Below are 24,781 nucleotides of genomic sequence, written 5' to 3' on the forward strand. Positions count from 1 at the left end.
GCCGGGATGGGGGCGCCTCCAGCAATCGCTGTCTGATCGACGGCAACGGTGTGCAGGCTTGGCGGCTGATGCCAGGGCGCAGTTTTTTTCCGGCTGGCCCCCTCCCCAACCCTCCCCCGCAAGCGGGGGAGGGAGCGGTTTGCGCTTGCGGGGATTTCCAGCGAGGCGATGGACTGCTGCCGCCGGTTTACCAGATCTTGACCCGGTCCTTCGGTTCCAGGAACAGCTTCTCGCCCGGCTTGGACGGGAACGCCGCATACCAGGCATCGACGTTGCGCACGGTCTGGGCGCGGTAGCGGCCCGGTGCGTGGCCGTCGCCGATCACCTGCGCGCGCAGCGCCGCGTCGCGGGTCTTGGTGCGCCAGGCCTGCGCGTAGGCGATGAAGAAGCGCTGGTCGCCGGTCAAGCCATCGATCACCGGCGCTTCCTTGCCGCCCAGCGACTTCTTGTAGGCGGTGTAGGCGATGGCCAGGCCGGACACGTCGGCGATGTTCTCGCCCAGGGTCTGCTCGCCGTTGATGTGCAGGCCCGGCAGCGGTTCATAGGCGTTGTACTGCGCGATCAGGCGATCACCGGCGGCCTTGAAATGCGCGGCGTCCTCCGGTGTCCACCAGTTGCGCAGACGGCCCTGGTCGTCGAAGTCGGCGCCGGTGTTGTCGAAGCCGTGGCTGATCTCGTGGCCGATCACCGCGCCGATGGCGCCGTAGTTGGCGGCCGGATCGGCCTTGGGATCGAAGAACGGCGCTTCCAGGATCGCGGCCGGGAAGTTCATCGCGTTCTGCAGCGGCAGCTGCACGGCGTTGACCGTCTGCGGCGTCATCCACCACTCGGCGCGATCGGCCGGCTTGCCCAGCTTGGCGGTCTGGTGGCGGTACTCGAATTCCTCGGCGCGGCGCGCGTTGCCGAGTGGATCGTCGGCCTTCACTTCCAGCGAGGCGTAGTCGCGCCAGGTTTCCGGATAGCCCACGCCCACGCGCATGGTCGCGGCCTTGGCCTTGGCTTTTTCCTTGGTCGCCGGGGTCATCCATTCCAGCTTGTCCACGCCTTCGCGGAACGCGGCCAGGATGTTGTTGACCATCTCCTCGACCTGCGCCTTCGACGAGGCCGGGAAATACTGCTTCACGTAGATCTGGCCGATGGCGTCGCCCAGCGCGCCGTTGGTGGCGCCAATCGCGCGCTTCCAGCGATCCCGCTGCTTGGGCGTGCCCTGCAGGGTCTTGCCATGGAATTCGAAGCTGGCGTCGGCATAGGCCTTGGGCAACATGCCGGCACTGTGGTCGATGGCGTGGAAGCGCAGGTAGTCCTTCCAGGTCTGCAGCGGCTGGCTGGCGACCAGCGCGGACAGCTGGGTGATCGCCTTGGGCTGCCAGGCCACCAGCGTCTTCTGTCCACCCAGGCCGGCGCCATCGAAGAAGGCCGCCCAGTCGATGCCCGGCGCCTTGCTGGCGAACGCCGCGGTCTCCCACGGATTGTTCGCCTTGTGCACGTCCTGGCTGTCGACGATGTTGGCGTGTGCATGGGCGATCTTCATTTCCAGATCAAAGATCGCCTTGGCCTTGGCGGCCGCGTCGGCGTCGCTCGCACCCGCCAGCTTCAGCATCTGGCCGATGTAGGCCTGGTACTTCCCGCGGTTGGCGGCCATGTCCTTGTCGGCGGCCAGGTAGTACTCGCGATCCGGCATGCCCAGGCCGCCCTGCATCAGGTAGCCCACGTTCTGCGACGGATCTTCCAGGCCCTGGGCGACGAACAGGCCGAACAGGTTGTCGGTGGCGAAGTTGGTCGCGTTGAGCGGATCGGTGTCGGCGCGCACGGTGCTGCCGATGTAGCGCGACAGGTCGGCCGGCGTGGCGATGGCATCGATCTTGTCCAGCCATGGCTGCAGCGGCGCCAGGCCGCGCTGCTCGATGCCGGTCTCGTCCATGAAGGCGGCGTAGTAGTCGGCGATCTTGCGCTCGGGCGTGCCGGCGGCCGGGTTGGCCTTGGCCAGGCCCTGGACCAGATCGGCGTTGCGCTTCTCGGCTTTCTGGAAGACCTCCAGGAACACGCCGGTGCTGGAACGGTCGTCCGGAATCTGCGCGTTCTTGCGCCAGCCGCCGTTGGCGTATTCGTCGAAGTCGTCACCCGGCGCGACCGCCTTGTCCAGGCCGGCCAGATCGATGCCGACGACCGGCGCGGCGGCGGGCGCTTCGGCCTTGGGCGCCTCGGCCGCCGGTTCGGGGGTACGGTTGCAGGCGCTGGCGCCGCACAGCGCGGCGGTCAGCAGGATCCAGCGGTGGGCGTGCATGGCGGACCTCGGAACGGGACAAAGGCGGCCACGATACTCCCGTCCGCCGCGCGGACGTCATGTGCCCATGGTCATCCCGGACCGTTCAGCCCGGCGCCGCCCGACACTCAGTCGGGCACCGGCAGGCTGAGGGTCTCCTTGACCTCTTCCATCACGATGTAGCTCTTGGACTCGCGCACGTGCGGCAGGGTCAGCAGGGTGCTGCCGAGCAGCTTGCGGTAGGACGCCATCTCCGAGATGCGCGCCTTGATCAGATAGTCGAAATCGCCCGAGACCAGGTGGCATTCCAGCACGTTGGGCAGGCGCAGGGCGGCGCGGCGGAACTCCTCGAAGATGTCGCCGGACTTGTAGGCCAGGCTGATCTCCACGAACACCAGCAGGTTGGCCTTGAGGTACTGCGGATCCAGCCGGGCGTAGTAGCCGGTGATCACCCCGTCGCGCTCCAGCCGGCGGACCCGCTCGGTGCAGGGCGTGGTGGACAGGCCGACCCGTTCGCCCAGTTCGGTGAAGGAGATCCGCCCCTCCTCCTGCAGCACGCGCAGGATGTTGCGGTCGATCTTGTCCAGTTCGCGGCGGCGCTGGGTCATGGGGGCTCCAAGGAAACCGGGCTTTTCGGTGGAATTCCCCAATGTTGCCATCAAATACGGAAAATAACCCTATACATCCGTCCCTATACTCGCCGAACTCCGGAAACCCGGCCTCCAGGCCAGGGAAATGTCCGGAATCACTGGCGGGAGCATCGGCATGCGGGTTCTGGTTCTGGGCAGCGGCGTCATCGGCATCAGCAGCGCGTGGTATCTGGCGCGCGCGGGTTTCGAGGTGACCGTCATCGATCGGCAGGCCGGCCCGGCCGGCGAAACCAGTTTCGCCAACGCCGGCCAGATCTCGCCGGGCTACGCCTCGCCGTGGGCCGCGCCGGGCGTGCCGCTCAAGGCGCTCAAATGGCTGTTCTCCAGGCATGCGCCGCTGGCGATCCGCCCGGGTCTGGACCCCAACCAGTACCTGTGGCTCGCGCAGATGCTGCGCAACTGCACCCGGGAGCGCTACGCCATCAACAAGGCGCGCATGGTGCGCCTGTCCGAATACAGCCGCGACTGCCTGGACGAGCTGCGCGCGGAAACCGGCATCGGCTACGAGGGCCGCCAACTCGGCACCACCCAGTTGTTCCGCACCCAGGCCCAGCTCGATGGCGCGGCCAAGGACATCGCGGTGCTGGACGAATACGGCGTGCCCTACGAACTGCTGGATCGCGACGGCATCGCCCGGGTCGAACCGGCGCTGGCGAACGTGTCCGACAAGCTGGTCGGCGCGCTGCGTCTGCCCAACGACCAGACTGGCGACTGCCACCTGTTCACCCAGCGGCTGGCGGCGATGGCCGCGGCGGCCGGCGTGGAGTTCCGCTACGGCCAGACCATCGAGGCGCTGGAAACCGAAGGCGGCCGCATCCGCGGCGTGCGCATCGACGGCAAGCGGGAAACCGCCGACCGCTACGTGCTGGCGCTCGGCAGCTATTCGCCGCGACTGCTGGCGCCGCTGGGCATCCGCCTGCCGGTGTATCCGCTCAAGGGCTATTCGCTGACCCTGCCGATCGTCGACGCGGCGATGGCGCCGACGTCGACCATCCTCGACGAGACCTACAAGATCGCGATCACCCGCTTCGACGATCGCATCCGCGTCGGCGGCATGGCCGAGGTGGCCGGCTTCGATCTGTCGCTGTCGCCGAAGCGTCGTGCGACCCTGGAAATGGTGGTCGGCGACCTGTATCCGCGCGGCGGCGATCTGTCCCGCGCCAGCTTCTGGACCGGCCTGCGCCCGGCCACGCCGGACGGCACGCCGGTGGTGGGTGCGACCCAATACTCGAACCTGTTCCTCAACACCGGACATGGCACACTGGGCTGGACCATGGCGTGCGGCTCGGGCCGTTACCTGGCCGACCTGATGGCCTCGCGCATGCCGCAAATCAGCGGCGAAGGCCTCGACATTTCCCGCTACGGCGCGCGCCGCGGCGGCCACGACCCCCAGCCTGAACCATGCGCCCAGCCCGCGCGCTGATCGACCTGCAGTCGCTGCGCCACAACTACCGCATCGCCCGCGAACTCGCCGGCGGTCGTTCCCTCGCCGTGGTCAAGGCCGACGCCTACGGGCATGGCGCGGTCCGCTGCGCCCAGGCGCTGGAGGCCGAAGCCGCCGACGGTTTCGCGGTCGCCTGCCTGGAAGAGGCGCTGGCCCTGCGCGGCGCCGGCATCCGCTCGCCGATCCTGTTGCTGGAAGGTTTCTTCGAGGCCGACGAACTGGCGGTGATCGCCGCGCATGATCTGTGGTGCGTGATTCACGCCCACTGGCAGATCGAGGCACTCGCCAGTACCGCGCTGGAACAGCCGCTGCGGATCTGGCTGAAGCTGGATTCGGGCATGCACCGGGTCGGCCTGGCGCCGGAGGACTATCGCGCCGCCTGGCAGCGACTGGCCGCGCTGCCGCAGGTGGCCTCGGTGGTGGCGATGACCCACTTCGCCCGCGCCGACGAACTGGACAGCGAACGCACGCCGCAGCAGGTGGAAGCCTTCGCCGCGACCCTGGACGATCTGCCCGGCGAACGCAGCCTGTGCAACTCGCCCGGCCTGCTCGGCTGGCCGGCGGCCGGCAGCGACTGGGGCCGAGCCGGCCTGATGCTGTACGGCGCCAATCCGTTCCCGTCCTCCCACCCGCAGGCCGATCGCCTGCGTCCGGTGATGACCGCCGAATCGAAGATCATCAGCGTGCGCGAACTCGCCGCCGGCGAACCAGTCGGCTACGGCGGCGGCTTCGTCACCGAACGCCCGACCCGGGTCGGCGTGGTCGCCTTCGGCTACGCCGACGGCTATCCGCACTTCGCCCTCACCGGCACCCCGGTCGCCATCGACGGCCAGCGCAGCCGGCTGATCGGCCGCGTGTCGATGGACATGCTCACCGTCGATCTGACCGATGTGCCGCAGGCGGGTCTGGGCAGCCGGGTCGAACTGTGGGGCGCGCAGGTGCCGGTCACCGAACTGGCCCGCCACGCCAACGGCAGCGCCTACTCGCTGCTGTGCGGACTGAAGCGCGCACCGCGGATCTATCGCGACTGACGACCTGCTTCCCACGCCCAGGACCAGGAAGGGAGACCGCGAGGGATTTGTTTCTGCTCCAAGCGCAAATCCCCCGTCGCCCGCTGCGCGGCCGCCCGCCCCCTTTTTCAAAGGGGGCTAATCCTTCTACCTTCTACTGAAAGACTCCGCGTTTCCTCCTTCTTGACCAGCCATGCGGCTGTTAAGCGCAAAAGGGGGATTGAGGGGGATTTGCTTCAGTTCCAACAGCGGACGCTCTCCAACAGCCGAATGGCTGATCAAGGTGTACTTCAGGAGACGCGTTTTTCCTCCCCCTTTGTAAAAAGGGGACCGAGGTTTTCCTCCCCCTTTGCAAAAGGGGGACCGAGGGGGATTTGCTCTTCGCTTTTGGAAGCCCGCCCAACCCGCGACGGCCCACCCGGAAATACCGGTCGCGTTCGGCATACCATGCGCGCCATCCACCCGCCGATAAGGAAGCCGCCATGTCCCTACGTCCCTTGCTGGGCTCCGCCGCCATCACCGCCGCGCTGGCCCTGGCTGGCTGCAGCTCGACCCCGCCATCAGCCGACACCGGAGCCGCCACGCCCGCACCCGGCTCGGGCAAGTGCAACGCCGACGCCGTGCAGTGGGCCGTCGGCCAGGAAGGCAACCAGGCCAACATGGGCCGCGTCTGGCGCGAGAGCGGTGCGGGCCTGATGCGTCCCATCGGTCCGAACCAGGCGGTGACCATGGACTACCGCGAGGACCGGGTGAACGTGCACCTGGACAAGGACAACAAGATCAGCAAGGTCGCCTGCGGCTGATCATTTCCGCTTCGCCGCTTTCCGCTTCCCGCCCGACGCCGCACGCGCGGCGTCGCGGTGCGCCCGGCTGAGAAAACGCAGCGCGGCGCTTTCCCATTGCCGGGGCCCGCGCGCGTCTCCCGCGCAGCGCGCCACCCGGCCGTCGCGCCAGCCCTCGAACACGCACGGGTCGATATACGCCTTGCGGCACACCGCCACCGTGTTGCCCAGCATTCCGGCCACCGCCTCGGTGACCGTCTGCCGCACCCGCGCCAGCGCTCGCTCACCGCCGCGCGCCGGCAACGGAATCGCCGCCAGTTGCTGGAACGCGGCCAGGGTCCCGCCCCAGGTGCGGAAATCCTTGGCGGTGAACGCTTCGTCCATCGCCTCGCGCAGGTAGTCGTTGACCGCACCCGAATCCACCGGATGCAGCTGGCCATCGTCATCGCGGTACTGGAACAGCAATTGCCCGGGCAGTTGCCGGCAGCCACGCACCAGCCGGACCAGCCGTCGATCATCCACCGCGATGTCGTGCACCTGTCCGCCCTTGCCGGCGAAGCGAAGCCGCACCCGGCCCCCACGCACGAACTCGACATGGCGATTGCGAAGGGTGGTCAGGCCGAAGGAACCGTTGTCGCGCACGTAGCCGGCGTTGCCGATCCGCACCAGCGTCGCGCCCATCAGCGCCACCACGATCGCCAGCACCTTCCCGCGCGGATGGCCTGGCCGCGCCAGATCGGTACGAACCCGGCGACGCAGGCGCGGCAGGGCACGGCCGAAGGCAACGATCCGGGTGAACTTGCCATTGCCGCGCACTTCGCTCCATTGCGGGTGGTAGCGGTACTGCTTGCGCCGCCGCGCATCGCGTCCGGTGGCCTGCAGATGGCCGCGCGCATGCGGGCAGATCCACACCTCGGTATAGGCCGGCGGGACGGCCAGCGCGCGGATGCGTTCCAGCGTCGCCGCATCGCGGACACGCGCGCCCGCCGGGTCCAGATAAACGAAACCCTTGCCGGCACGCCGGCGGCGGATCCCCGGTTCAGCATCGCTGACATGAATCAGGCCGGCTTCGCGCGCCTGCGCGGCCGCGTCGGCGAGAGCATTCAAGACTTCGGGAGATCCGGGCATGCCCAATCCTGCCGACGAGTGCGGTTAACGACATGCGAATGTGAGCTGGGCGATGCTTGGCCCATCATCCGTTTGCCACTGGAGCCTGCATGTCCCGTTATGCGATTCCCGCCCTGTTGCTTTCCCTGACGCTCGCCGCCTGTTCGGCGCCGGCGCCCGACGAACAGACGGCCGCCACGGAACAGTCGCAGGCCGCCGCCGCCGCCGCCGCGCAACCGCCCGAACCCGGCAGCGATCCCACTGGCACCGCACCCGCGCCCGGCGGCAGCTGCGACGACACCCAGGCGCAGTGGATCATCGGCAAGGCCGCCACGCCCGCCGACACCGAGCAGGCCGGCAAGGACGCGAAGGCCAACGCCGTGCGTACGCTCAAGCCGGGCGAGGCCGCCACCATGGACTTCAATCCCAGTCGCCTGAACATCGACCTGGATGACAAGGGTATGGTGACGGCGGTTCGTTGCGGCTGATCGGGCTTCGATAACCGGAAAAAAGCGCCCCCATCCCGGCCTTCCCCCGCGAGCGGGGGAAGGGGCGGTATCCGGTGTCGGGAAGGGGCAGCCTCCGGACGCTGCTTCCTCTCCCATCGTTCGGGCATTCCGCGGTTCGCGGGAAAAGAATCGGAACACGGACACGACTCCCTCCCCCGCCTGCGGGGGAGGGTTGGGGTGGGGGCAAAACATGCCCCCATGACTTCCCGCGCGATCACGCGCATCCGGAAACACTTAAGATCCTCGCCATTCGCATCGACGCCACCGGCGTCGGCACGCACCGGGAAGGGATCCCGCATGGCCAGCAAGCTCCGCACCCTCGCATGGCTGTTCGCCGCCGCGCTCGCAGGCTGCGGTTCCACGCCTCCGCCGAAATCCGCGCCGCCCGCCGCCGCAGCCCGGGCCCCATTGCCGCCACGCTGTGATCCTTCCGCCGCGCAGCTCGTCATCGGCCTGCCGATCGATGCCGGCGTGATCGAGAAAGCGCGCGCGGCCGCTGGCGCCGACATGGCGCGCGCCGTGCGCGTGGATCAGGTCGGCGTGCAGGATTTCCGCGCTGGCCGCCTCAACTTGTATCTCGACACGCAGCGACGCGTCGCGCGCGTCGGCTGCGGGTGAACAGGCGCGCGTGCCGCGCGCAGCAGACCAAAGAAAATCCACTGGAAAAGTTGCTTCTGCAACTATCGTCGTACTCGTCGGAACGCTGTTGCGGCACCGCAACATCTGTGCTTTAGTCGGGACTCCGGTGACATTTCGAAGTGCCGCTGCGTGGGCAGGGCACGGTGTCGCCGTCAGCAAGGTTTGAGGCAGAGATGGCCCCTCGCAGTCGCCACGGGCTCTACGACCCGAACGACGAACGCGACGCATGCGGTTTCGGCATGATCGCGCAGTTGGATGACCAGCCTTCGCGTGCGCTGGTCGACACCGCCATTGCCGCGCTTTCGCGGATGACCCATCGCGGCGGCGTCGCCGCCGACGGGCTTACCGGCGATGGCTGTGGCCTGCTGATCCGAAAACCCGATGCCTTCCTGCGCGCGCTGGCCCAGGAAGCCGGCATCACGATCGGCGCGCGCTTCGCCGCCGGGCTGGTGTTCCTGCCCCACGACGCCGCGCAGGCGGATCGATGTCGCGCCACCCTGGAAGCCGAACTGCGCCGCGTCGGCGTGATGCCGCGCGGCTGGCGCGTGCCGCCGACCGACGACAGCGTCTGCGGCGTGCTGGCCAAGGAAACCCTGCCGCGCATCGAACAGATCTTCGTCGACGCCGGCGACCAGCAGGATGATGATGCCTTCGGCCTGGCCCTGTTCCTCGCCCGCCGTCGCGGCGAACAGCAGCTGCGCAAGGACGTCTCCGACTTCTACGTGGTCACCCTGTCCCCGCACGCCATCGGCTACAAGGGCATGGTGCTGCCGGACAAGCTGCCGGTCTTCTATCCGGACCTGCAACGCAGCGACCTGGGCAGCAGCGCGGTGGTGTTCCACCAGCGCTTCTCCACCAACACCCTGCCGCGCTGGCCGCTGGCGCATCCGTTCCGGCTGCTGGCGCACAACGGCGAAATCAACACCATCGAAGGCAACCGCCGCTGGGCGCAGGCGCGCAGCAAGGTGTGGAAGACCCCGCGCTTCGACATCGCCGAATTCGATCCGGTCATTTCCATGCACGGCTCCGATTCGCAGAGCCTGGACAACATGCTGGAGCTGCTGATCGCCGGTGGCATGGATCTGCTGCAGGCGCTGCGCATCCTGGTGCCGCCGGCGACCCAGTCGCTGGAATTCAAGGACGCCGACCTGGCCGCGTTCTACGAGTTCTACGGCCTCAACACCGAGCCGTGGGACGGTCCCGCCGGCATCGTCGCCTGCGACGGCCGCTACGCCGCCTGCATGCTGGATCGCAACGGCCTGCGCCCGGCGCGCTGGATGCTGACCAGCGATCGCCATTTCCTGGTCGCCTCCGAAGCCGGCGTGTGGGAAGTGCCCGCCGAACGCGTCACCCGCAAGGGCAAGCTCGGCCCCGGCGAGATGATGGCCATCGACCTGAAGCGCGGCGACCTGCTCGACAGCGAGGCGGTGGATCGCATCAACCGCGGTCGCGCGCCATACAAGCAATGGCTGCACCACGGCGTCACCTACCTGCAGACCGAACTGATCGATCCGTCGCTCACCGACGCGCCGTTCGACGAGAAGACCCTGCGCGGCTTCCACAAGCTGTTCCAGCTCACCAGCGAGGAAGTGGAGCAGGTACTGCGCCCGCTCGCCGAGACCGAGCAGGAAGCCACCGGCTCGATGGGCGACGACACCCCGATGGCGGTGCTGAGCCGGCAGACCCGGCCGCTGTACGACTACTTCCGCCAGGGCTTCGCCCAGGTCACCAACCCGCCCATCGATCCCTTGCGCGAAGACTGCGTGATGTCGCTGGCGACCCAGCTCGGCAAGGAGACCAACATCTTCCACGCCGGCCCGGAGACGGTCAGCCACGTCATCCTCAATTCGCCGGTGCTCAGCCAGCGCAAGCTGCGCCAGCTGCTGAAGATGGATCCGTACGATCAGAAGCACCGCTACATCGACCTGTCCTACAGCGTCGAGGAAGGCCTGAAGGCGGCGATCGAGCGCATCTGCGCCGAGGTCGAGCAGGCCGCGCGCGAAGGCATGGTCATGGTGGTGCTGAGCGATCGCCGGCCACAGCAGGGCCGGCCGATGGTGCATGCGCTGATGGCGACCGGTGCGGTCCATCACCACCTGTGCCGCGAAGGCCTGCGCTGCGACGTCAACCTGATCATCGAGACCGGCACCGCTCGCGACGCCCACCACATCGCCTGCCTGATCGGTTACGGCGCCACCGCGGTGTATCCGTACCTGGCCTACCAGACCCTGTTCGACCTGGGCCGGCGCGGCATCCTGCAACTGAAGAAGGGCGGCGAACAGGCCCAGATCGGCCGCAGCTACCGCAAGGGCATCTACAAGGGCCTGTCCAAGATCATCTCCAAGATGGGCATCTGCACCATCAGCAGCTACCGCGGCGCGCAGCTGTTCGAGATCGTCGGCCTGGATCCGGACGTGGTCGAGCTGTGCTTCGCCGACACCCCCGCGCGCATCGGCGGCGTCGGTTTCGAACGCCTGGACACCGAGGCGCGCGAACTGGAAGCGCGCGGCTGGAACGATCGCGCGCAACCGGAAATCGGCGGCCTGCTCAAGTACGTCCACGGTGGCGAGTACCACATGTACAACCCGGACGTGGTGACGACGCTGCAACGCGCCACCCGCACCGGCGAGGCCGCCGACTGGCAGCAGTACGCCGACGCGGTGAACTCGCGTCCGCCCTCGGCGCTGCGCGACCTGCTGCGTCTCAAGCCCGCCGCCACCCCGACGCCGCTGTCGGAAGTGGCCGAAGCCGGCGATCTGCTGCGCCGTTTCGACACCGCCGCGATCAGCCTGGGCGCGCTGTCGCCGGAAGCGCACGAAGCGCTGGCGATCGCGATGAATCGCCTGGGCGGGCGCAGCAACTCCGGCGAGGGCGGCGAGGACCCGGCGCGCTACGGCACCGAGAAGCGCAGCAAGATCAAGCAGGTCGCCTCCGGCCGTTTCGGCGTCACCCCCGAGTACCTGGTCAATGCCGAGGTGCTGCAGATCAAGGTCGCCCAGGGCGCCAAGCCCGGCGAAGGCGGCCAGTTGCCCGGCCACAAGGTCAACGAACTGATCGCCCGCCTGCGCTACGCGCGCCCGGGCATCGGCCTGATCTCGCCGCCGCCGCATCACGACATCTACTCCATCGAGGATCTGGCCCAGCTGATCTACGACCTCAAGCAGGTCAATCCGCAGGCCCTGGTCTCGGTGAAGCTGGTCTCGCACGCGGGCGTGGGCACGATTGCCGCCGGCGTGGTCAAGGCCGGCGCGGATCTGATCACCATCTCCGGCCACGACGGTGGCACCGGTGCCAGCCCGATCAGTTCGATCCGCTACGCCGGCGTGCCGTGGGAACTCGGCGTGGCCGAGGCGCACCAGGCGCTGGTCACCAACCAGCTGCGCGAGCGCACCGTGCTGCAGACCGACGGCGGCCTGAAGACCGGCCTGGACGTGGTCAAGGCGGCGCTGCTGGGCGCGGACAGCTTCGGTTTCGGCACCGGCCCGATGATCGTGCTGGGCTGCAAGTACCTGCGCATCTGCCACCTCAACAACTGCGCCACCGGCGTGGCCACCCAGGACGAACGCCTGCGCTCGCAGTACTTCACCGGCTTGCCTGAGCGCGTGGAGAACTTCTTCCGCCTGCTCAGCGAGGAAGTGCGCCAGTGGCTGTCCTACCTGGGCGCGCGTTCGCTGGACGAGATCGTCGGCCGCACCGATCTGCTGGAGCAGATCGACGCCTCGCCGCGCGCCGGCGTGCGCATCGATCTGGCCCGCCTGCTGCAGGGCGCGCAGACCGGCAGCGAAAGCTGCGCGGCCCAGCGCCTGTACGAATCGCCCGACAGTCTGGCCACCCAGCTCGACGGCCTGCTGGCCGAACCGATCCGGCGCAAGGCCGGCGGCGAGCACCGGTTCCTGATCCACAACACCGACCGTTCGATCGGCACCCGCCTGTCCGGCGCGATCGCCCGCATGCACGGCAACCAGGGCATGGCCGACGCGCCGCTCAACCTGCGCTTCCGCGGCACCGCCGGGCAGAGCTTCGGCGCTTTCAACGCCGGTGGCCTGCAGATGGAACTGGAAGGCGAGGCCAACGACTACGTCGGCAAGGGCATGGCCGGGGGCCGGCTGGTGGTGCGTCCGCCGCGCGGCGCGCGCTTCGAAGCCCGCAATACGCCGATCATCGGCAACACCTGCCTGTACGGCGCCACCGGCGGCGAACTGTTCGCCGCGGGCCGAGCCGGCGAGCGCTTCGCGGTGCGCAACTCCGGCGCGCTGGCGGTCATCGAGGGCGCAGGCGATCACTGCTGCGAATACATGACCGACGGCATCGTGATGGTGCTGGGCCGGGTGGGCCTGAACTTCGGCGCCGGCTTCACCGGCGGCCTGGCCTACGTGCTGGATCTGGATCGCGATTTCGTCGATCGCTACAACCACGAGCTGATCGATATCCACCGGATCTCGCCGGAAGGCTTCGAGAGCCACCGCCAGCACCTGCACAAGCTGATCCAGCGCCATCGCGAACTCACCGGCAGCATCTGGGCGCAGCAGATCCTGGACGAGTTCCGCGACTACGTCGGCAAGTTCTGGTTGGTGAAGCCGAAAGCGGCCAGCCTGGAGTCGTTGACGGATTCGCTCAGGCGGGCCGCCTGAGCGACGGGATTCGGGAATCGGGATTCGGGATTTGCAGGAGCGCGATCCCCATCCACTTTCCGGGTCCCGGTTCACCTGGCTTTTGATTTCGCGAATCCCGAATCCCCATTCCCGAATCCCCACCATGAGCAAGAAAAGCGTCTTCCAGTTCCTCGAACTGCCCCGCACCATGCCGCAGCGCATTCCGCTGGAACTGCGCACATCCGGCGACTGGGGCGAGCTGTACGGGAAATTCGACAAGCCCGAGGCGCAGTACCAGGCGGGGCGCTGTCTGGATTGCGGCAATCCGTATTGCAGTTGGAAATGCCCGGTGCACAACGCGATTCCGCAGTGGCTGCAACTGGTGCAGGAAAACCGCATCGAGGAAGCCGCCGCGCTCTGCCACTCGACCAACCCGCTGCCGGAAGTCTGCGGCCGCGTGTGCCCGCAGGATCGCCTGTGCGAAGGCGCCTGCACGCTGGAGGAATTCGGCGCGGTCACCATCGGCGCGGTCGAGAAGTTCATCACCGACACCGCGCTGGCCAACGGCTGGCGTCCGGACCTGAGCGACGTCAAGCCGACCGGCAAGCGGGTGGCGGTGATCGGCGCCGGTCCGGCGGGCATCGGCTGCGCGGATCGGCTGGCGCGCGCCGGCATCCACGCGGTGGTATACGACCGCTATGAACAGATCGGCGGCCTGCTGCAGTTCGGCATTCCCACCTTCAAGCTGGAGAAGAGCGTCATCGCCCGCCGCCGCGAGGTGCTGGAAGGCATGGGCGTGGAGTTCCGCCTGGGCATGGAAGTGGGCCGCGACGTGAGCCTGGAGGAACTGCTGGCCGATTACGACGCGGTGTTCCTCGGCACCGGCGCCTATCGCTACACCGATGGCGGGCTGGAAGGGCAGGATCTGGACGGCGTGCTGCCAGCACTGCCGTTCCTGGTGCAGAACGGCCGCATTGTCGGCGGCAATGATCCCTGGGGTCGACCGATCGCCGGCTGGGAAGACAAGCTGGCGCTGCCGGATCTGGCCGGCAAGCGCGTCGTGGTGCTGGGCGGCGGCGACACCGGCATGGACTGCGTGCGCAGCGCGATCCGGCTGGGCGCGGCCAAGGTCACCTGCGCCTACCGCCGCGACGAGGCCAACATGCCCGGCTCGGCGCGCGAAGTCGCCAACGCGCGCGAGGAAGGCGTGCGCTTCCTGTTCAACCGCCAGCCGCTGGCGATCCGCGGCGACGCCGACGGCAAGGTCGTCGGCGTGGAGGTCGTCGAAACGCGCCTGGGCGAGCCGGACGCGCGCGGCCGCCAGAGCGCGGTGCCGATCGAGGGCAGCGAATCGCTGCTGGAGGCCGACGTGGTGATCATCGCGTTCGGTTTCTCGCCGACCGTGCCCGAATGGCTGGCCACGCAGGGCGTGGAAGGCACGCCGAACGGACGCATCGTCGCCGGTGGCGGCGATCGCCTGCCGTTCCAGACCACGAACCCGAAGCTGTTCGCCGGTGGCGACGCGGTGCGCGGCGCGGATCTGGTGGTGACCGCGGTCGCCGAAGGGCGCGACGCGGCGGCAAGCATCGCGGAGATGCTGGCGGAATAGGTCTTCACACCGACCCACCGCGTTCACTCGCGGGCGTTGTTGAATTGGTATGGCAATGGTGGGCCGGAGCCCACCTGTGCCGCGCACGCGGGATCGCTAGACTAGCGCTTTCCCTTCGACGCCCCGTCCATGCGCCTGGGTCTTGCCGCCAACCGCCTGCACCACCACAACGAAGACGCCGCATTGTTCCGCTGGCTGCGTGCCAGCGAATCCGGCATCCGCGAACTGAAGCTCGGCCTGCACGCGGTCGGCCGTACCTACGACGCCATCGCCGCGGCCGGCATGCTGGCCAACTATCCGCAGCTGCGCCGCTATCCCTACGGACGCGAAGGCGGGCTGATGAAGCTGGTCGCGGAAGTGGTCGGGCTGGAAGGCGCCGAGCGCAATCTGGATGGCGCGATCTACCTGATCGATCCGGTGGATCCTTCTTCCATCTTTCCCGAAGCGATCGCGCTCAAGCGGCAATGCGTGATCCACGGCAAGCCGTTCCTGTCGACCGTCGCCTCGGCGCGCGACTGGGTGGAGATGGAACGCATCCATGCCGGCTTCGCGCCGGACGCCGGCGCCGATCGTTTCCACGCACTGGAGGACCAGACCCTGGCGCTGATCGCACACGACGCGATGAAACCGCAGATGCTGGCCTTCGCCGCCGAGCATTTCGATCAGCTCTCGCGCTTCGCCCACCGCGTCGCCACCGGCACCACCGGCCAACGCCTCAACGAACTGGCCTGGAGCCGCGGCTGGCCGCAGGACAAACCCTGGGCCGAGCGCTACCAGAGCGGCCCGATGGGCGGCGACGCGCAAATTGCCGATCGCGTGCTGGAGCATCGCTGCCAGCGAGTGATTTTCTTCGAGGATCCGCACGTGGCGCGCCAGCACGAAGCCGACATCCAGTTGCTGGAGCGCGCGGTCACCACCGTCACCGATGAGGCGGTGTGCATGACTTCGCCGGTGGTGGCCAGGCGCTGGCTGGCGGCGGTGGGGTTGCGCGCGACGAAACGCTGATCGCGCATCCCGGTTCGATCGCGTAGAGCGGAGCTTGCTCCGCTGCTGCGGGATCACGCTTCCTGCGAGCGCCCCCATCCCAGCCTTCCCCCGCAAGCGGGGGAAGGGGCGTATCACGGACGCCAATAGCTTCCGAAGCATGGGAGGACAGCGAGACTGGCTTGCCAAGAGCCATCACCGCCCGGACACAGCTCCCTCCCCCGCCCGCGGGGGAGGGTTGGGGTGGGGGCCAGGCGGACGAACCCCGTGCCATGACAGCCCCCAAAGCGAACGCGCGGCCACTTTCCCCACCCGCCCAGTGAGACAAATGGGGAATCCAGCATTCCACTCATCTCCACGCATCGAATCACCCCACACCTTCTTCCCCCCGCATCCCTGGGCGACAATGCCCCGGTTCCGTTGAGCGGCATCTCCATGTCCAACGCTTCCCCGCCGCGCCACCTGTTGCGCGATCTCTCCCTGTCCGCCATCGCCGCCGGTTTCGTCACCGTGCTGGTCGGCTTCGCCAGTTCGGCGGTCATCGTGTTCCAGGCCGCGCAGTCGCTGGGTGCGTCGCCGGAGGAAATCAGTTCGTGGATGTGGGCCCTCGGCCTGGGCATGGGCCTGACCTGCATCGGCCTGTCGCTGCGCTACCGCATGCCGGTGGTGACCGCGTGGTCCACGCCCGGCGCGGCGATGTTGATCAGCAGCGCGGCGGGATTGCCGCTGTCCGATGCCATCGGCGCGTTCCTGATCTCGGCGGGGCTGATCACCGTCGCCGGTTTCTCCGGCCTGTTCGAGAAGACCATCAGCCGCATCCCGGTGCCGCTGGCCTCGGGCATGCTGGCCGGCGTGCTGCTGCGCTTCGGCCTGGACGCCTTCGTCGCCATGAAGACCCAATTGGGCATGGCGCTGACCATGTTCGTGGTCTACCTGCTCGCGCGCCGGCTGCTGCCGCGCTACGCGGTGATCCTCACCCTGCTGGTCGGCATCGCCTTCGCCGCCGGGCTCGGCCAGCTGAAGACCGACGGGCTGAGCTGGGAACTGGCGAAGCCGATCTTCATCTTCCCGAGCTTCTCGCTGCCCGCGCTGTTCGGTATCGCGCTGCCGCTGTTCGTGGTGACGATGGCGTCTCAGAACGTGCCGGGCGTGGCGGTGATCCGCGCCTCCGGCTATGCGATTCCGATCTCGCCGGCGGTGGGCTGGACCGGCGTGGCGAACCTGCTGCTGGCGCCATTCGGCGCGTTCGCGCTGAACCTGGCCGCGATCACCGCCGCGATCTGCATGGGCCGCGAAGCCCACGAGGATCCGGATCGGCGCTACGTCGCGGCGATCGCGGCCGGCGTGTTCTACGTGCTGGTCGGCATCTTCGGCGCCACCGTGGCCGCGCTGTTCGCCGCGTTCCCGAAGGAACTGATCATGGCAATCGCCGGCATCGCCCTGCTGGGCACGATCGGCAACAGCCTGTCGGCGGCACTGCGCGAGGAATCGCATCGTGAACCCGCGTTGATCACCTTCCTGGTGACGGCTTCGGGCCTGACCGTCGCGGGCATCGGATCGGCGTTCTGGGGTTTGATCGCCGGCGTCGTGACGCTGTTGATCTGGCGACGCGGATAGAACGCCGCGCTCACGCGGTTTTCATTTCGCCGAACGGTTCACGCCGTCTTTCCAGCGGGTTCATCCGCCGGTGAAGTCGACGGCGGCAGGATTGGGTTCCCTCCCGACAGGAGCGAACCATGCAGACGCTTTCCTTCATCCGCCCTTCCCGCAAGCTCTGGTTGTTGTCGCTGGCATTGGCCGCCACGCCGCTGCTGGCGCAGGCGCAAACCCAGCAGGCGCAGGATCCCGCCAAGGCCGCGATGACCGAACCGCAGGTACGGGCGCTGCTGACCGAGAAAGGCTATACCCGCATGGACGATCTCGATTTCGAGGACGGCATGTGGGAAACCGACGCCACCAGTGCGGACGGCAATCGCGTCGACGTGCGCGTGAATCCGGCCAACGGCGACATCAAGGCCGAGGCGCTGGTGTCCAACTTCAGCGAGAACGACATCAAGGCGAAACTGGCCGCCGCCGGCTACTCCAAGGTGCATGACGTCGATTTCGACGACGGCATGTGGAAGGCCGAGGCCGAGCGCGCCGACGGCAATGACGTTGAGATCCATCTGGACGCCACCAGCGGCGCGATCGTCCACGTCGAAAACGACTGACGCGGCATCGCCGGCCTACGCCCCGAATGAAGTCTCTCTCCCGTCCGGGGCGTGGTCGGCGGTGGAGGGAGGTGGCCTCCGGCCTGCGCGCCGGCAGGCCGCCTCCCGGCGCGGAATGCGCTCGCCGGACGACGCGCCTCAGTCGTCCTTTTTCTTCGCCCCGCTCAGATCCAGCGGCTGGCTGCTCTTCTCATCCTGCGACCAGCGCACGCCACTGGTGCGTTCGCAGTCCTTCGACACCGGATCATTCGGATTGTCCGGGCGGCCGGCGCACAGCGGATTCATGTCCACCGCCGCGTTGGTGTCGTAATACTCGGGCTGGCTTGCGCAACCGGCCAGTACCACTGCAAAGACAAGCAATATCGTTCCACGCATGGGTCACCTCACCGTATGTCTCCGGCGCGAGCATCTCCCATCGCGGGCACGGCGAACAGTGCCGGAGGTTGAGTCCCTCGGCGGGTCCGGATGATCAGGCGTGCGATACCGGCGCCGGCCGGGCGAAACGCCACCCCACCAGCAGGCCGATGAAAAGCAGCAGCGACGCCAGCATCCACGGTGCGCCCGGCAGATGCGCCGGCGCGTTCTTGCCGATGAACAGGGCGAAGGTGCTGGCGTACATCATCGGGCCCGCGATGCCGGCCAGGCTGACCAGGCTCATCAGCGCGCCCTGGATGCGGCCCTGCACTTCCGGACCGACCTGGCGCGTGATCAGCGCCTGGGTCGCCGGTCCCGCCAATCCCCACAGCGCGCTGATCGGCAGGCCGACCAGGAACATCCAACCCGCTTCGGCCAGCCCATAGATGAAGAAACCGGCCACGCCGCAGGCCAGGCCGAACAATAGCGTGCGGCGCTCGCCCAACTTCGGCACGATCCGTCCGACCAGCCCCGCCTGCACGATCACGCTGAACACGCCGACGATCGCCAGCACCCACGCCACCTGCCTTTCATTCCACTTGTACTGGTACTCGGCGAACAGCACGAAGATGCTCGGGTACACGTAGTGGGCGAGGTTGGCGATCAGCACCACCGTCGCCAGGCCAAACACCTGCGGGTAGCGCTTCAGCAGCACCAGCGAACCGATCGGATTGGCATGCGACCAGTCGAACCGGGGCGTGCGCCTTTCCTTCGGCAACGACTCCGGCAGCACGAACCAGCCGTACAGGAAATTCAGCAGCGCCAGCCCGGCCGAGAACCAGAACGGCAGGCGCAGATCAATCGCCCCCAGCTGACCACCGATGATGGGACCAATGATGAAGCCCACGCCGAACGCCGCACCGATCATGCCGAACGCCTGGGCGCGCTTCTCCGGCGGAGTGATGTCGGCGATATAGGCGTTGGCGGTGGTGAAGCTGGCCGAGAACACGCCCGAGAAGATGCGTGCGATCAGCAGCCACGGCAGCGACTGCGCCAGCGCCATCAGCAGGAAGTCCGCGCCCAGCCCCAGGCAGGACAGCAGGATCACCGGGCGGCGGCCGAAACGATCCGACAGCGCGCCCTGGATCGGCGAGGACACGAACTGGATGATCGCGAACAGGGTGCCGAAGATGCCGACCCACCAGGCCGCCTTGGCGAAGTCGCCACCGACGAACTCGCGCACCAGGCCGGGCAGCACGGGAATGATCACGCCGAACGACAGGATGTCGATCAGGACGGTGACGAAAATGAAGATCAGCGCGGCGCGGCGGCCGCTGACAGGCGGGGCATCGGTCACGGGATACGCACGGCGGAAAAAAGGTGCCGCAGTGTAGTGGATCTCCCGTCTACAAAGGTGAGACGGACAGGCGCTGCCCCAGTCGATGTTCCGCACCCGGTGCCAGACGGACGACATCGGCGCCGGCGTTGGCGGTTTCCACGCACAGGAATTCCCGCCAGCCCTGCGCCGGCAGGTCGGCGATGGCGGCGGTCCCGGCCTCGCCGGGATTCCAGATCACCAGCGACCGGCTGCCCCGGGTTTCCAGCGCGATGCGGCGCCGGCCAACCGGATCGGTCAGGGTGAAGCGCGCGCCGGCATCGGCGTAGATGCGGTCGCTGCGCCCGGGATCACGCGGTTCGTCCAGCCGCCAGTCGCCGGCCTGAGCGTGCTCGTTGCCATCGAACTTGTCGGCGTACCGCAGTCCATCCACGCCGGAAACGGACACCTGCCGCACATCGCCCACGGCGAAGTAGCTGTGCAGCGCCTGGGTGAAGGCGATATCCGCGTCACCGTCATGGGTGGTGATGAGCGTCTGCTCCAGCACGGCGCCGATGCGCAGCCGCTGGCGCAGGCGCAAGGGCGTGCGCGGATCCGGCGGCAACGCCAGATCCAGCACCACCGCATCGTCCTCTTCCACCGCGTCGACGAACTGCCAGGCCGAGATGCGCGCATGGCCATGCTGCGGCGCGTCGGCAGGTTGCCCGTCGCGACCGAAGTACGGCCAGCATACCGGCACGCCGCCGCGGATCGCCTGCGGTGGCCGGCGCGTGGTCGGCGAGCACCACAACACCTCGTCGAAGCCCGCCGGCTGCCACGCCAGCAACTGTCCACCCTGGACGCTGACCGCCGCGCGCACGGCGGACGTGTCGATCCGCCAGGCGGGAATGCCGTTGAAGTCGCCGAGGTGGATGGAAGCGGGCGTCGAGGTCATGGTGGACTCTTGGGCGGTGCGACCGGCGGGCCGGCGCGTTCGAGGGCGGTCAGGATTTTCTGCCCGGCGCGGCCATCGGCAGGCAGCAGACCGAGGGCCTGCTGTTCGGCCTGGATGGCGCGGCGGGTATTGGTGCCGATCATGCCATCGGCCGCGCCGATCGCGTGGCCGCGTGCCAGCAGCAACATCTGCAACTGCTTGCGCTGCACGCGCGACAGGCCGGGATCGTCGGTGGGCCACGGGGTCAGCAGGCCGGTGCCACCGCGCAAGCGATCGGACAGCAGCGCAATCGCCAACGCATAGCTTTCGGCGGCGTTGTAGGCGTAGATCGCATCGTAGTTGCGGAACACCAGGAAGGCCGGACCCTGCGCACCGGTCGGCAACAGCAATGCCGCAGGCATATCCGCCGTGATCAACGCTCCGCCATCGGCGCGGGCGACGCCTCGCGCCAGCCAGTCCGACAGTGGCCGCCGCTTCGTGCGGCCCGCCAGCGAGACATCGAAACCCGGCGGCAGCTTCACCTCGTAGCCCCACGGCTCGCCGCTGCGCCAGCCCGCGCGTTGCAGATAGGCCGCGGTGGAACCCAGCGCGTCGGGAATGCTGTCGACCAGATCGCGCCGGCCATCGCCATCCTGATCCACCGCGATGCGCGCATAGGTCGAGGGCATGAACTGGGTATGCCCGAACGCCCCCGCCCAGGAACCGGTCAGGTTCGGATCCCGCAGATCGCCGGATTGCAGCAGGCCGAGCAGCGACAGCAACTCGCCGCGGAAGAACGACTGCCGGCGGCCGAAGCAGGACAGGGTGGACAGCGAAACGAGCAGCGGGCGCTTGCCCGACACCCGGCCGTAGTCGCTCTCAACGCCCCATACCGCCACCACCGTCGCCGGATCCACGCCCGACTGCGTGTCCACCGTGGCGAGCAGATCGCGATGCAGATCGAGCTGGGCCCGGCCATCGGCCACGCGCTGGTCGTCGACCAGCCCGGCGAGATAGTCCCATAGCGGCGTGGTGAACTCCGGCTGCGCATCCAGCAGATCCAGCACGGACAGATCCGGCGCCAGATCGGCGGTCAGCCGATCAAAGCTGTCCGCCGTGATTCCGCGTGCCGCGGCCAACGGCCGGATCTTCGCCAGGCAAGCGTCGAATACCGGGTCCCGCCGCACCGGCACGGGAGGCGCGGCGGGCGGTGAAGGCGCGGACGTCGATTGCGCCGGCGGACCCACCGGTGGCGCGGGGGGTGGAAGCGGCGGCGGATCCTGCGGCGCCAGCAGCGCCCACAGCAGCAGCGGTTTCATCGGCGGGCCTCCCTGGCCAGTGGGGAACCCTACTCTGCCCTGCCCGTTGTCGATTGGCGACCACATGCCTGAACGGCGCGCTGTGCCGCACCCGACGCCCCGGCTCAGCGGTGATCGCCGTCCACGTAGAACCAGCGGCCATCCCTTTGCATGAAACGACTGAGCTCATGCAGACGCACCGCCGCGCCGCCACCCACGCGATAGCGCGCGACGAATTCGACTTCGGCGATGCGTTCCCCGGCGGCGTTCTCGCCAGTCAGGCGATGCTGTTTCACCGTCAGGCCCAGCCATTGGGTGCGCACGCCGCCGGGCGCGTCCAGTCCGAGGTCCGGCGGGCACGTCGCCGGATCCCAGCTCGCGCGCAGGTAGGCTTCATCGCCGCGCACGAACGCGCTGTAACGCGAACGCATCAACGCTTCGGCGTCAGGCGCGGCTTCACCAGCATGGTATCGGCCGCAGCAGGCGGCATGGGCGGTGCCGGAGCCGCAGGGACAGGCATCGGGAACGGGTTTCATCCGCGCCATCATCGCAGCGGCGCGGCATCCATGCACGCGCCACCGGTGTCGCGCGCCCTACCTTGCCAGCGTCGGGTTCTGCGCAACCGCGCAGTCACGCAGACGGGCGGCATTGGCTTCGTCGCCCGCGTCGTCGAGAAGATTCGCCAGATCCATCTGCGCGGCCGGATCCCCCAGCCACGCCGCATGCCGGCGCAGGCCCTCGACCAATGCACTAGCGCCACCGGAGCCGCCGTCATACCCGGACGTCGCCGCCAGCAGCGTGGCGAGCTTGTTGTAGCCGGCGGGAACCTCCTGTTTCAGCAGCCAGGCCACGACCACCTGGGCCGATTCGAAATCCTCGTCCGCCAGCATCGCGTCGAACAGGCCCGCGGCGGCGCGCCAGTTGCCGCCGCGTGCGGCCTGCGCGTATGCGGCGACCGCGCCGGGCTCATCATCCAGCATCGCCTGGCGCGGCACCGCGTCCTGCGAGGGCGCGGTGGCCACGGCGGGCTTGAGCCGGCCACAGGAAAACGCATCCGGACCGGCACGCCCCGCGTCCGTCGCCAGCCAGCGCCGATGCGCGGCCAGCGAGTTTTCCAGGATGCGCGGCACCTGCTTGAGGCCGACACGCTCGCTCGCCCAGGCGACGCGTGTCTCGCGGTTCTGCCGGCGCGCGGCGTCCTGTCGTTCGAAGGTCTCGGCCTGCTCGCGCTGCCACGCCGAATCCTCGCGCGGGCGGATGGTCACGCAACCTTCGAACCGGGCCGCCGGCAACGGCCAGCAGTGCGCCGGCACCTTCACCGGAAAGCGGCCCCAGATCATCTCCAGCACGTAGTCCTCGTGACCCTCGCGCGGCGCCACCGTGACCCGCGCGGCCGTGTCGCTGAGGCCCTTGCGGATCACCGTGCCATCGGGCAGTTGCCACTGATAGGGCTCATCGGCCAGCCGCGCTTCCAGTTGCAGGTAGGGCTCATCGGCGGCCATCGCGGCCCCTGTCCCTCCCAGCAGACCCAGTCCGCAGGCCAGAAGGCGCAAGATGCGAGCCGGCTTGGCATGACGCCATGGCATCGGCATTTCCCGAAAACAAAGCGCCATTGTGCGGGCGCCACGCCCGGTTCGAGCCGATGGACTCTTCAATGTCACGTGCCGCATCTGAAAATCACGCCCGCAGGGCCGAATCCGCTCAACCGTCGTAGGAACGGCAACCCCAGCGGAACGCGTAGGCGGCAGCTTCGATGCCGCGCCCGATCACCAGGCGCGGTGCGGTCGCATCCACGCCGGAACGCAGCGGCATGACACGGCTGTATTGCACGTCCAGTTCGCCGAAACCGTCGATCGCCGCCCGCTCTGGTGCGTGCGGCGTGGCTTGCACACGACGGACGAAATCCTCCATGTCGCCGCGCGCCTGCGCGATCACCGCCACACCGCTATCGCCGCGCACGACGATGGCGGGAATCTCGGTGCCGTCGATCTTCAACGGTTCGCGGAACCGGTACAGCAGGTCGATGATCTCGCCAGGCGCGCGGTCGGTGATTTCGACGCCGGACGCGCGCAAGCGTTCGGCCAATGCCGGATCACGCCCATCCGGGAAATCGGTGCGGCAATGCAGCGCGTCGGCGAACAGCGCCGTCACGTCCAGCGGTCCCGCCGGAGTCACCGATCCGGATGACGTGGGAGACGCGCAGGCCGCCAGCAGCACCGGCAGCAGGCATGCCAGCAGGCGAAAACGAATCGATACGGGGTGGATCATGCGACAGCCCTCCGATGGCATTGCGTGGGGATCATGTCCGCGCGCCTCGCGGCAGGCCGGCTTCGCGAACCTGTCCGGGCCAGCCCGCGACACAGCCGCGCGCAACTGGCCGACGGCACTCAGCGGCGGCCGCCGGTCTCGATGAAACGCAGGAATTCGGCGCGGGTGCGCGCGTCCTCGCGGAACTCGCCCAGCATCTTGGAAGTGACCATGCTGACGCCGCGCTTGTGCACGCCGCGCGTGGTCATGCACTCGTGCGCGCCGTCGATCACCACGCCGACGCCGCGCGGTTGCAGCACGTCCTGGATGCACTGCGCGATCTGCGCGGTCAGCTTCTCCTGCACCTGGAAGCGACGCGCGTACACGTCCACCACCCGCGCCAGCTTGCTGATGCCGACCACCTTGCCGTTGGGCAGGTAACCCACGTGCGCCTTGCCGATGATCGGCGCCATGTGGTGCTCGCAATGGCTCTCGAACTCGATGTCGCGCAGCACGATCATCTCGTCGTAGCCGGCCACTTCCTCGAAGGTACGCGCCAGATACTCGCGCGGATCCATCCGGTAGCCACTGAACCAGTCGCGATACGCCTTGGCCACCCGCTTGGGCGTGTCCAGCAGGCCCTCACGCGCCGGATCCTCGCCGGCCCACTCCAGCAGCACGCGGACCGCGTCCTCGGCCTGCTCCTGGCTGACCTTGCCGGGCTTGTCGTCGGAATGGCTCATGGCATCGAAAACCTGCTTGCGGGGCTGGAGATCCTACCGCATCGCGGCCAATGGCGTGATTTCGCGGCGCGCGTCGTCGCGGGTCAGAATC

General features: G+C 68.3%; 21 protein-coding genes. 10 read left to right on the forward strand and 11 right to left on the reverse strand.

What is annotated here, in order from left to right:
* Positions 1–187: 187 nt before the first annotated feature.
* Together IQ458_RS03950 and IQ458_RS03955 are read right to left on the reverse strand one after the other, a co-directional pair.
* Positions 188–2,284, reverse strand: a complete 2,097-nt coding sequence (locus IQ458_RS03950; RefSeq protein WP_203321983.1) for a M13 family metallopeptidase — start codon at positions 2,282–2,284, stop codon at positions 188–190.
* A gap of 107 nt (positions 2,285–2,391) precedes the next feature.
* The gene (locus IQ458_RS03955) at positions 2,392–2,871 is read right to left on the reverse strand and encodes a winged helix-turn-helix transcriptional regulator (RefSeq protein WP_141454834.1); all 480 of its coding nucleotides are present in this window, start codon (positions 2,869–2,871) and stop codon (positions 2,392–2,394) included.
* 157 nt (positions 2,872–3,028) lie between these two features.
* On the opposite strand from IQ458_RS03955, the gene IQ458_RS03960 reads away from it, so the two are divergent.
* The 3 genes from IQ458_RS03960 (at position 3,029) to IQ458_RS03970 (ending at position 6,170) form a co-directional block, all read left to right on the forward strand.
* Entirely contained in the window at positions 3,029–4,336 is a 1,308-nt protein-coding gene (locus IQ458_RS03960; RefSeq protein ID WP_203321984.1) for a D-amino acid dehydrogenase, read from the forward strand.
* Positions 4,315–5,388, forward strand: coding sequence for an alanine racemase (gene alr, locus IQ458_RS03965; RefSeq protein WP_203321985.1), 1,074 nt, complete (start codon positions 4,315–4,317; stop codon positions 5,386–5,388). Before IQ458_RS03960 ends, alr begins: the two co-directional genes overlap by 22 nt.
* Positions 5,389–5,849: 461 nt before the next feature.
* Positions 5,850–6,170 (forward strand): I78 family peptidase inhibitor, encoded by a 321-nt coding sequence (locus IQ458_RS03970; protein ID WP_183640048.1) that lies wholly within the window; start codon positions 5,850–5,852, stop codon positions 6,168–6,170.
* Here the strand turns inward: IQ458_RS03970 and IQ458_RS03975 are convergent, their stop codons facing one another.
* Positions 6,171–7,277 (reverse strand): DNA topoisomerase IB, encoded by a 1,107-nt coding sequence (locus tag IQ458_RS03975; protein WP_203321986.1) that lies wholly within the window; start codon positions 7,275–7,277, stop codon positions 6,171–6,173. It abuts the gene before it with no gap.
* An 89-nt stretch (positions 7,278–7,366) separates the two neighbouring features.
* Between IQ458_RS03975 and IQ458_RS03980 the strand changes: the two genes are divergently transcribed.
* The 7 genes from IQ458_RS03980 (at position 7,367) to IQ458_RS04010 (ending at position 17,799) form a co-directional block, all read left to right on the forward strand.
* Positions 7,367–7,744, forward strand: a complete 378-nt coding sequence (locus IQ458_RS03980; RefSeq protein WP_203321987.1) for an I78 family peptidase inhibitor — start codon at positions 7,367–7,369, stop codon at positions 7,742–7,744.
* A 318-nt stretch (positions 7,745–8,062) separates the two neighbouring features.
* Complete coding sequence (locus tag IQ458_RS03985) at positions 8,063–8,383, forward strand: I78 family peptidase inhibitor (RefSeq protein ID WP_183640042.1); 321 nt, start codon at positions 8,063–8,065, stop codon at positions 8,381–8,383.
* Positions 8,384–8,577: 194 nt separating this feature from the next.
* Positions 8,578–13,035 (forward strand): glutamate synthase large subunit, encoded by a 4,458-nt coding sequence (gene gltB, locus IQ458_RS03990; RefSeq protein ID WP_203321988.1) that lies wholly within the window; start codon positions 8,578–8,580, stop codon positions 13,033–13,035.
* 124 nt (positions 13,036–13,159) lie between these two features.
* Positions 13,160–14,605, forward strand: coding sequence for an FAD-dependent oxidoreductase (locus IQ458_RS03995; protein WP_203321989.1), 1,446 nt, complete (start codon positions 13,160–13,162; stop codon positions 14,603–14,605).
* A gap of 129 nt (positions 14,606–14,734) precedes the next feature.
* A complete protein-coding gene (locus IQ458_RS04000; protein ID WP_203321990.1) occupies positions 14,735–15,610 on the forward strand; it encodes a methylglyoxal synthase in 876 nt (291 codons plus the stop codon).
* A 414-nt stretch (positions 15,611–16,024) separates the two neighbouring features.
* Positions 16,025–17,206: a benzoate/H(+) symporter BenE family transporter gene (locus IQ458_RS04005; RefSeq protein ID WP_203321991.1), complete on the forward strand. Its 1,182-nt coding sequence runs from the start codon at positions 16,025–16,027 to the stop codon at positions 17,204–17,206.
* 119 nt (positions 17,207–17,325) lie between these two features.
* Positions 17,326–17,799, forward strand: a complete 474-nt coding sequence (locus IQ458_RS04010; RefSeq protein ID WP_183640032.1) for a PepSY domain-containing protein — start codon at positions 17,326–17,328, stop codon at positions 17,797–17,799.
* 138 nt (positions 17,800–17,937) lie between these two features.
* On the opposite strand, the gene IQ458_RS04015 is transcribed toward IQ458_RS04010, so the two are convergent.
* The 8 genes from IQ458_RS04015 to folE all read right to left on the reverse strand — a co-directional run bounded on the left by IQ458_RS04015 (position 17,938) and on the right by folE (position 24,690).
* Positions 17,938–18,174 carry a hypothetical protein gene (locus tag IQ458_RS04015; protein ID WP_183640030.1) on the reverse strand — a complete coding sequence of 79 codons (237 nt, stop codon included), beginning with the start codon at positions 18,172–18,174 and terminating at the stop codon, positions 17,938–17,940.
* Between the two features lie 94 nt (positions 18,175–18,268).
* Positions 18,269–19,510: a TCR/Tet family MFS transporter gene (locus IQ458_RS04020; protein WP_328805075.1), complete on the reverse strand. Its 1,242-nt coding sequence runs from the start codon at positions 19,508–19,510 to the stop codon at positions 18,269–18,271.
* A gap of 49 nt (positions 19,511–19,559) precedes the next feature.
* Positions 19,560–20,423, reverse strand: a complete 864-nt coding sequence (locus IQ458_RS04025) for a D-hexose-6-phosphate mutarotase (protein WP_203321993.1) — start codon at positions 20,421–20,423, stop codon at positions 19,560–19,562.
* On the reverse strand, positions 20,420–21,721 hold the full coding sequence (locus IQ458_RS04030) for a lytic murein transglycosylase (RefSeq protein ID WP_203321994.1): 1,302 nt from the start codon (positions 21,719–21,721) through the stop codon (positions 20,420–20,422). The genes IQ458_RS04025 and IQ458_RS04030 overlap by 4 nt, the downstream gene beginning before the upstream one ends.
* Before the next feature lie 104 nt (positions 21,722–21,825).
* Complete coding sequence (locus IQ458_RS04035; RefSeq protein WP_425504630.1) at positions 21,826–22,236, reverse strand: YchJ family protein; 411 nt, start codon at positions 22,234–22,236, stop codon at positions 21,826–21,828.
* A 57-nt stretch (positions 22,237–22,293) separates the two neighbouring features.
* A complete protein-coding gene (locus IQ458_RS04040; protein WP_203321996.1) occupies positions 22,294–23,253 on the reverse strand; it encodes a hypothetical protein in 960 nt (319 codons plus the stop codon).
* A gap of 148 nt (positions 23,254–23,401) precedes the next feature.
* Entirely contained in the window at positions 23,402–23,968 is a 567-nt protein-coding gene (locus IQ458_RS04045) for a hypothetical protein (protein ID WP_203321997.1), read from the reverse strand.
* Between the two features lie 119 nt (positions 23,969–24,087).
* Positions 24,088–24,690, reverse strand: coding sequence for a GTP cyclohydrolase I FolE (gene folE / locus IQ458_RS04050; RefSeq protein ID WP_141454851.1), 603 nt, complete (start codon positions 24,688–24,690; stop codon positions 24,088–24,090).
* Positions 24,691–24,781 lie beyond the last annotated feature (91 nt).

The sequence above is a fragment of the Pseudoxanthomonas beigongshangi genome (assembly GCF_016820515.1).
GTDB lineage: Bacteria > Pseudomonadota > Gammaproteobacteria > Xanthomonadales > Xanthomonadaceae > Pseudoxanthomonas_A > Pseudoxanthomonas_A beigongshangi.

What these genes read in the sequence shown, in the direction of transcription:
- IQ458_RS03950 (WP_203321983.1), bottom strand. Translation starts at nt 2,284, where the DNA reads ATGCACGCCCACCGCTGGATCCTGCTGACCGCCGCGCTGTGCGGCGCC.
- IQ458_RS03955 (WP_141454834.1), bottom strand. Translation starts at nt 2,871, where the DNA reads ATGACCCAGCGCCGCCGCGAACTGGACAAGATCGACCGCAACATCCTG.
- IQ458_RS03960 (WP_203321984.1), top strand. Translation starts at nt 3,029, where the DNA reads ATGCGGGTTCTGGTTCTGGGCAGCGGCGTCATCGGCATCAGCAGCGCG.
- alr (WP_203321985.1), top strand. Translation starts at nt 4,315, where the DNA reads ATGCGCCCAGCCCGCGCGCTGATCGACCTGCAGTCGCTGCGCCACAAC.
- IQ458_RS03970 (WP_183640048.1), top strand. Translation starts at nt 5,850, where the DNA reads ATGTCCCTACGTCCCTTGCTGGGCTCCGCCGCCATCACCGCCGCGCTG.
- IQ458_RS03975 (WP_203321986.1), bottom strand. Translation starts at nt 7,277, where the DNA reads ATGCCCGGATCTCCCGAAGTCTTGAATGCTCTCGCCGACGCGGCCGCG.
- IQ458_RS03980 (WP_203321987.1), top strand. Translation starts at nt 7,367, where the DNA reads ATGTCCCGTTATGCGATTCCCGCCCTGTTGCTTTCCCTGACGCTCGCC.
- IQ458_RS03985 (WP_183640042.1), top strand. Translation starts at nt 8,063, where the DNA reads ATGGCCAGCAAGCTCCGCACCCTCGCATGGCTGTTCGCCGCCGCGCTC.
- gltB (WP_203321988.1), top strand. Translation starts at nt 8,578, where the DNA reads ATGGCCCCTCGCAGTCGCCACGGGCTCTACGACCCGAACGACGAACGC.
- IQ458_RS03995 (WP_203321989.1), top strand. Translation starts at nt 13,160, where the DNA reads ATGAGCAAGAAAAGCGTCTTCCAGTTCCTCGAACTGCCCCGCACCATG.
- IQ458_RS04000 (WP_203321990.1), top strand. Translation starts at nt 14,735, where the DNA reads ATGCGCCTGGGTCTTGCCGCCAACCGCCTGCACCACCACAACGAAGAC.
- IQ458_RS04005 (WP_203321991.1), top strand. Translation starts at nt 16,025, where the DNA reads ATGTCCAACGCTTCCCCGCCGCGCCACCTGTTGCGCGATCTCTCCCTG.
- IQ458_RS04010 (WP_183640032.1), top strand. Translation starts at nt 17,326, where the DNA reads ATGCAGACGCTTTCCTTCATCCGCCCTTCCCGCAAGCTCTGGTTGTTG.
- IQ458_RS04015 (WP_183640030.1), bottom strand. Translation starts at nt 18,174, where the DNA reads ATGCGTGGAACGATATTGCTTGTCTTTGCAGTGGTACTGGCCGGTTGC.
- IQ458_RS04025 (WP_203321993.1), bottom strand. Translation starts at nt 20,423, where the DNA reads ATGACCTCGACGCCCGCTTCCATCCACCTCGGCGACTTCAACGGCATT.
- IQ458_RS04030 (WP_203321994.1), bottom strand. Translation starts at nt 21,721, where the DNA reads ATGAAACCGCTGCTGCTGTGGGCGCTGCTGGCGCCGCAGGATCCGCCG.
- IQ458_RS04035 (WP_425504630.1), bottom strand. Translation starts at nt 22,236, where the DNA reads ATGAAACCCGTTCCCGATGCCTGTCCCTGCGGCTCCGGCACCGCCCAT.
- IQ458_RS04045 (WP_203321997.1), bottom strand. Translation starts at nt 23,968, where the DNA reads ATGATCCACCCCGTATCGATTCGTTTTCGCCTGCTGGCATGCCTGCTG.
- folE (WP_141454851.1), bottom strand. Translation starts at nt 24,690, where the DNA reads ATGAGCCATTCCGACGACAAGCCCGGCAAGGTCAGCCAGGAGCAGGCC.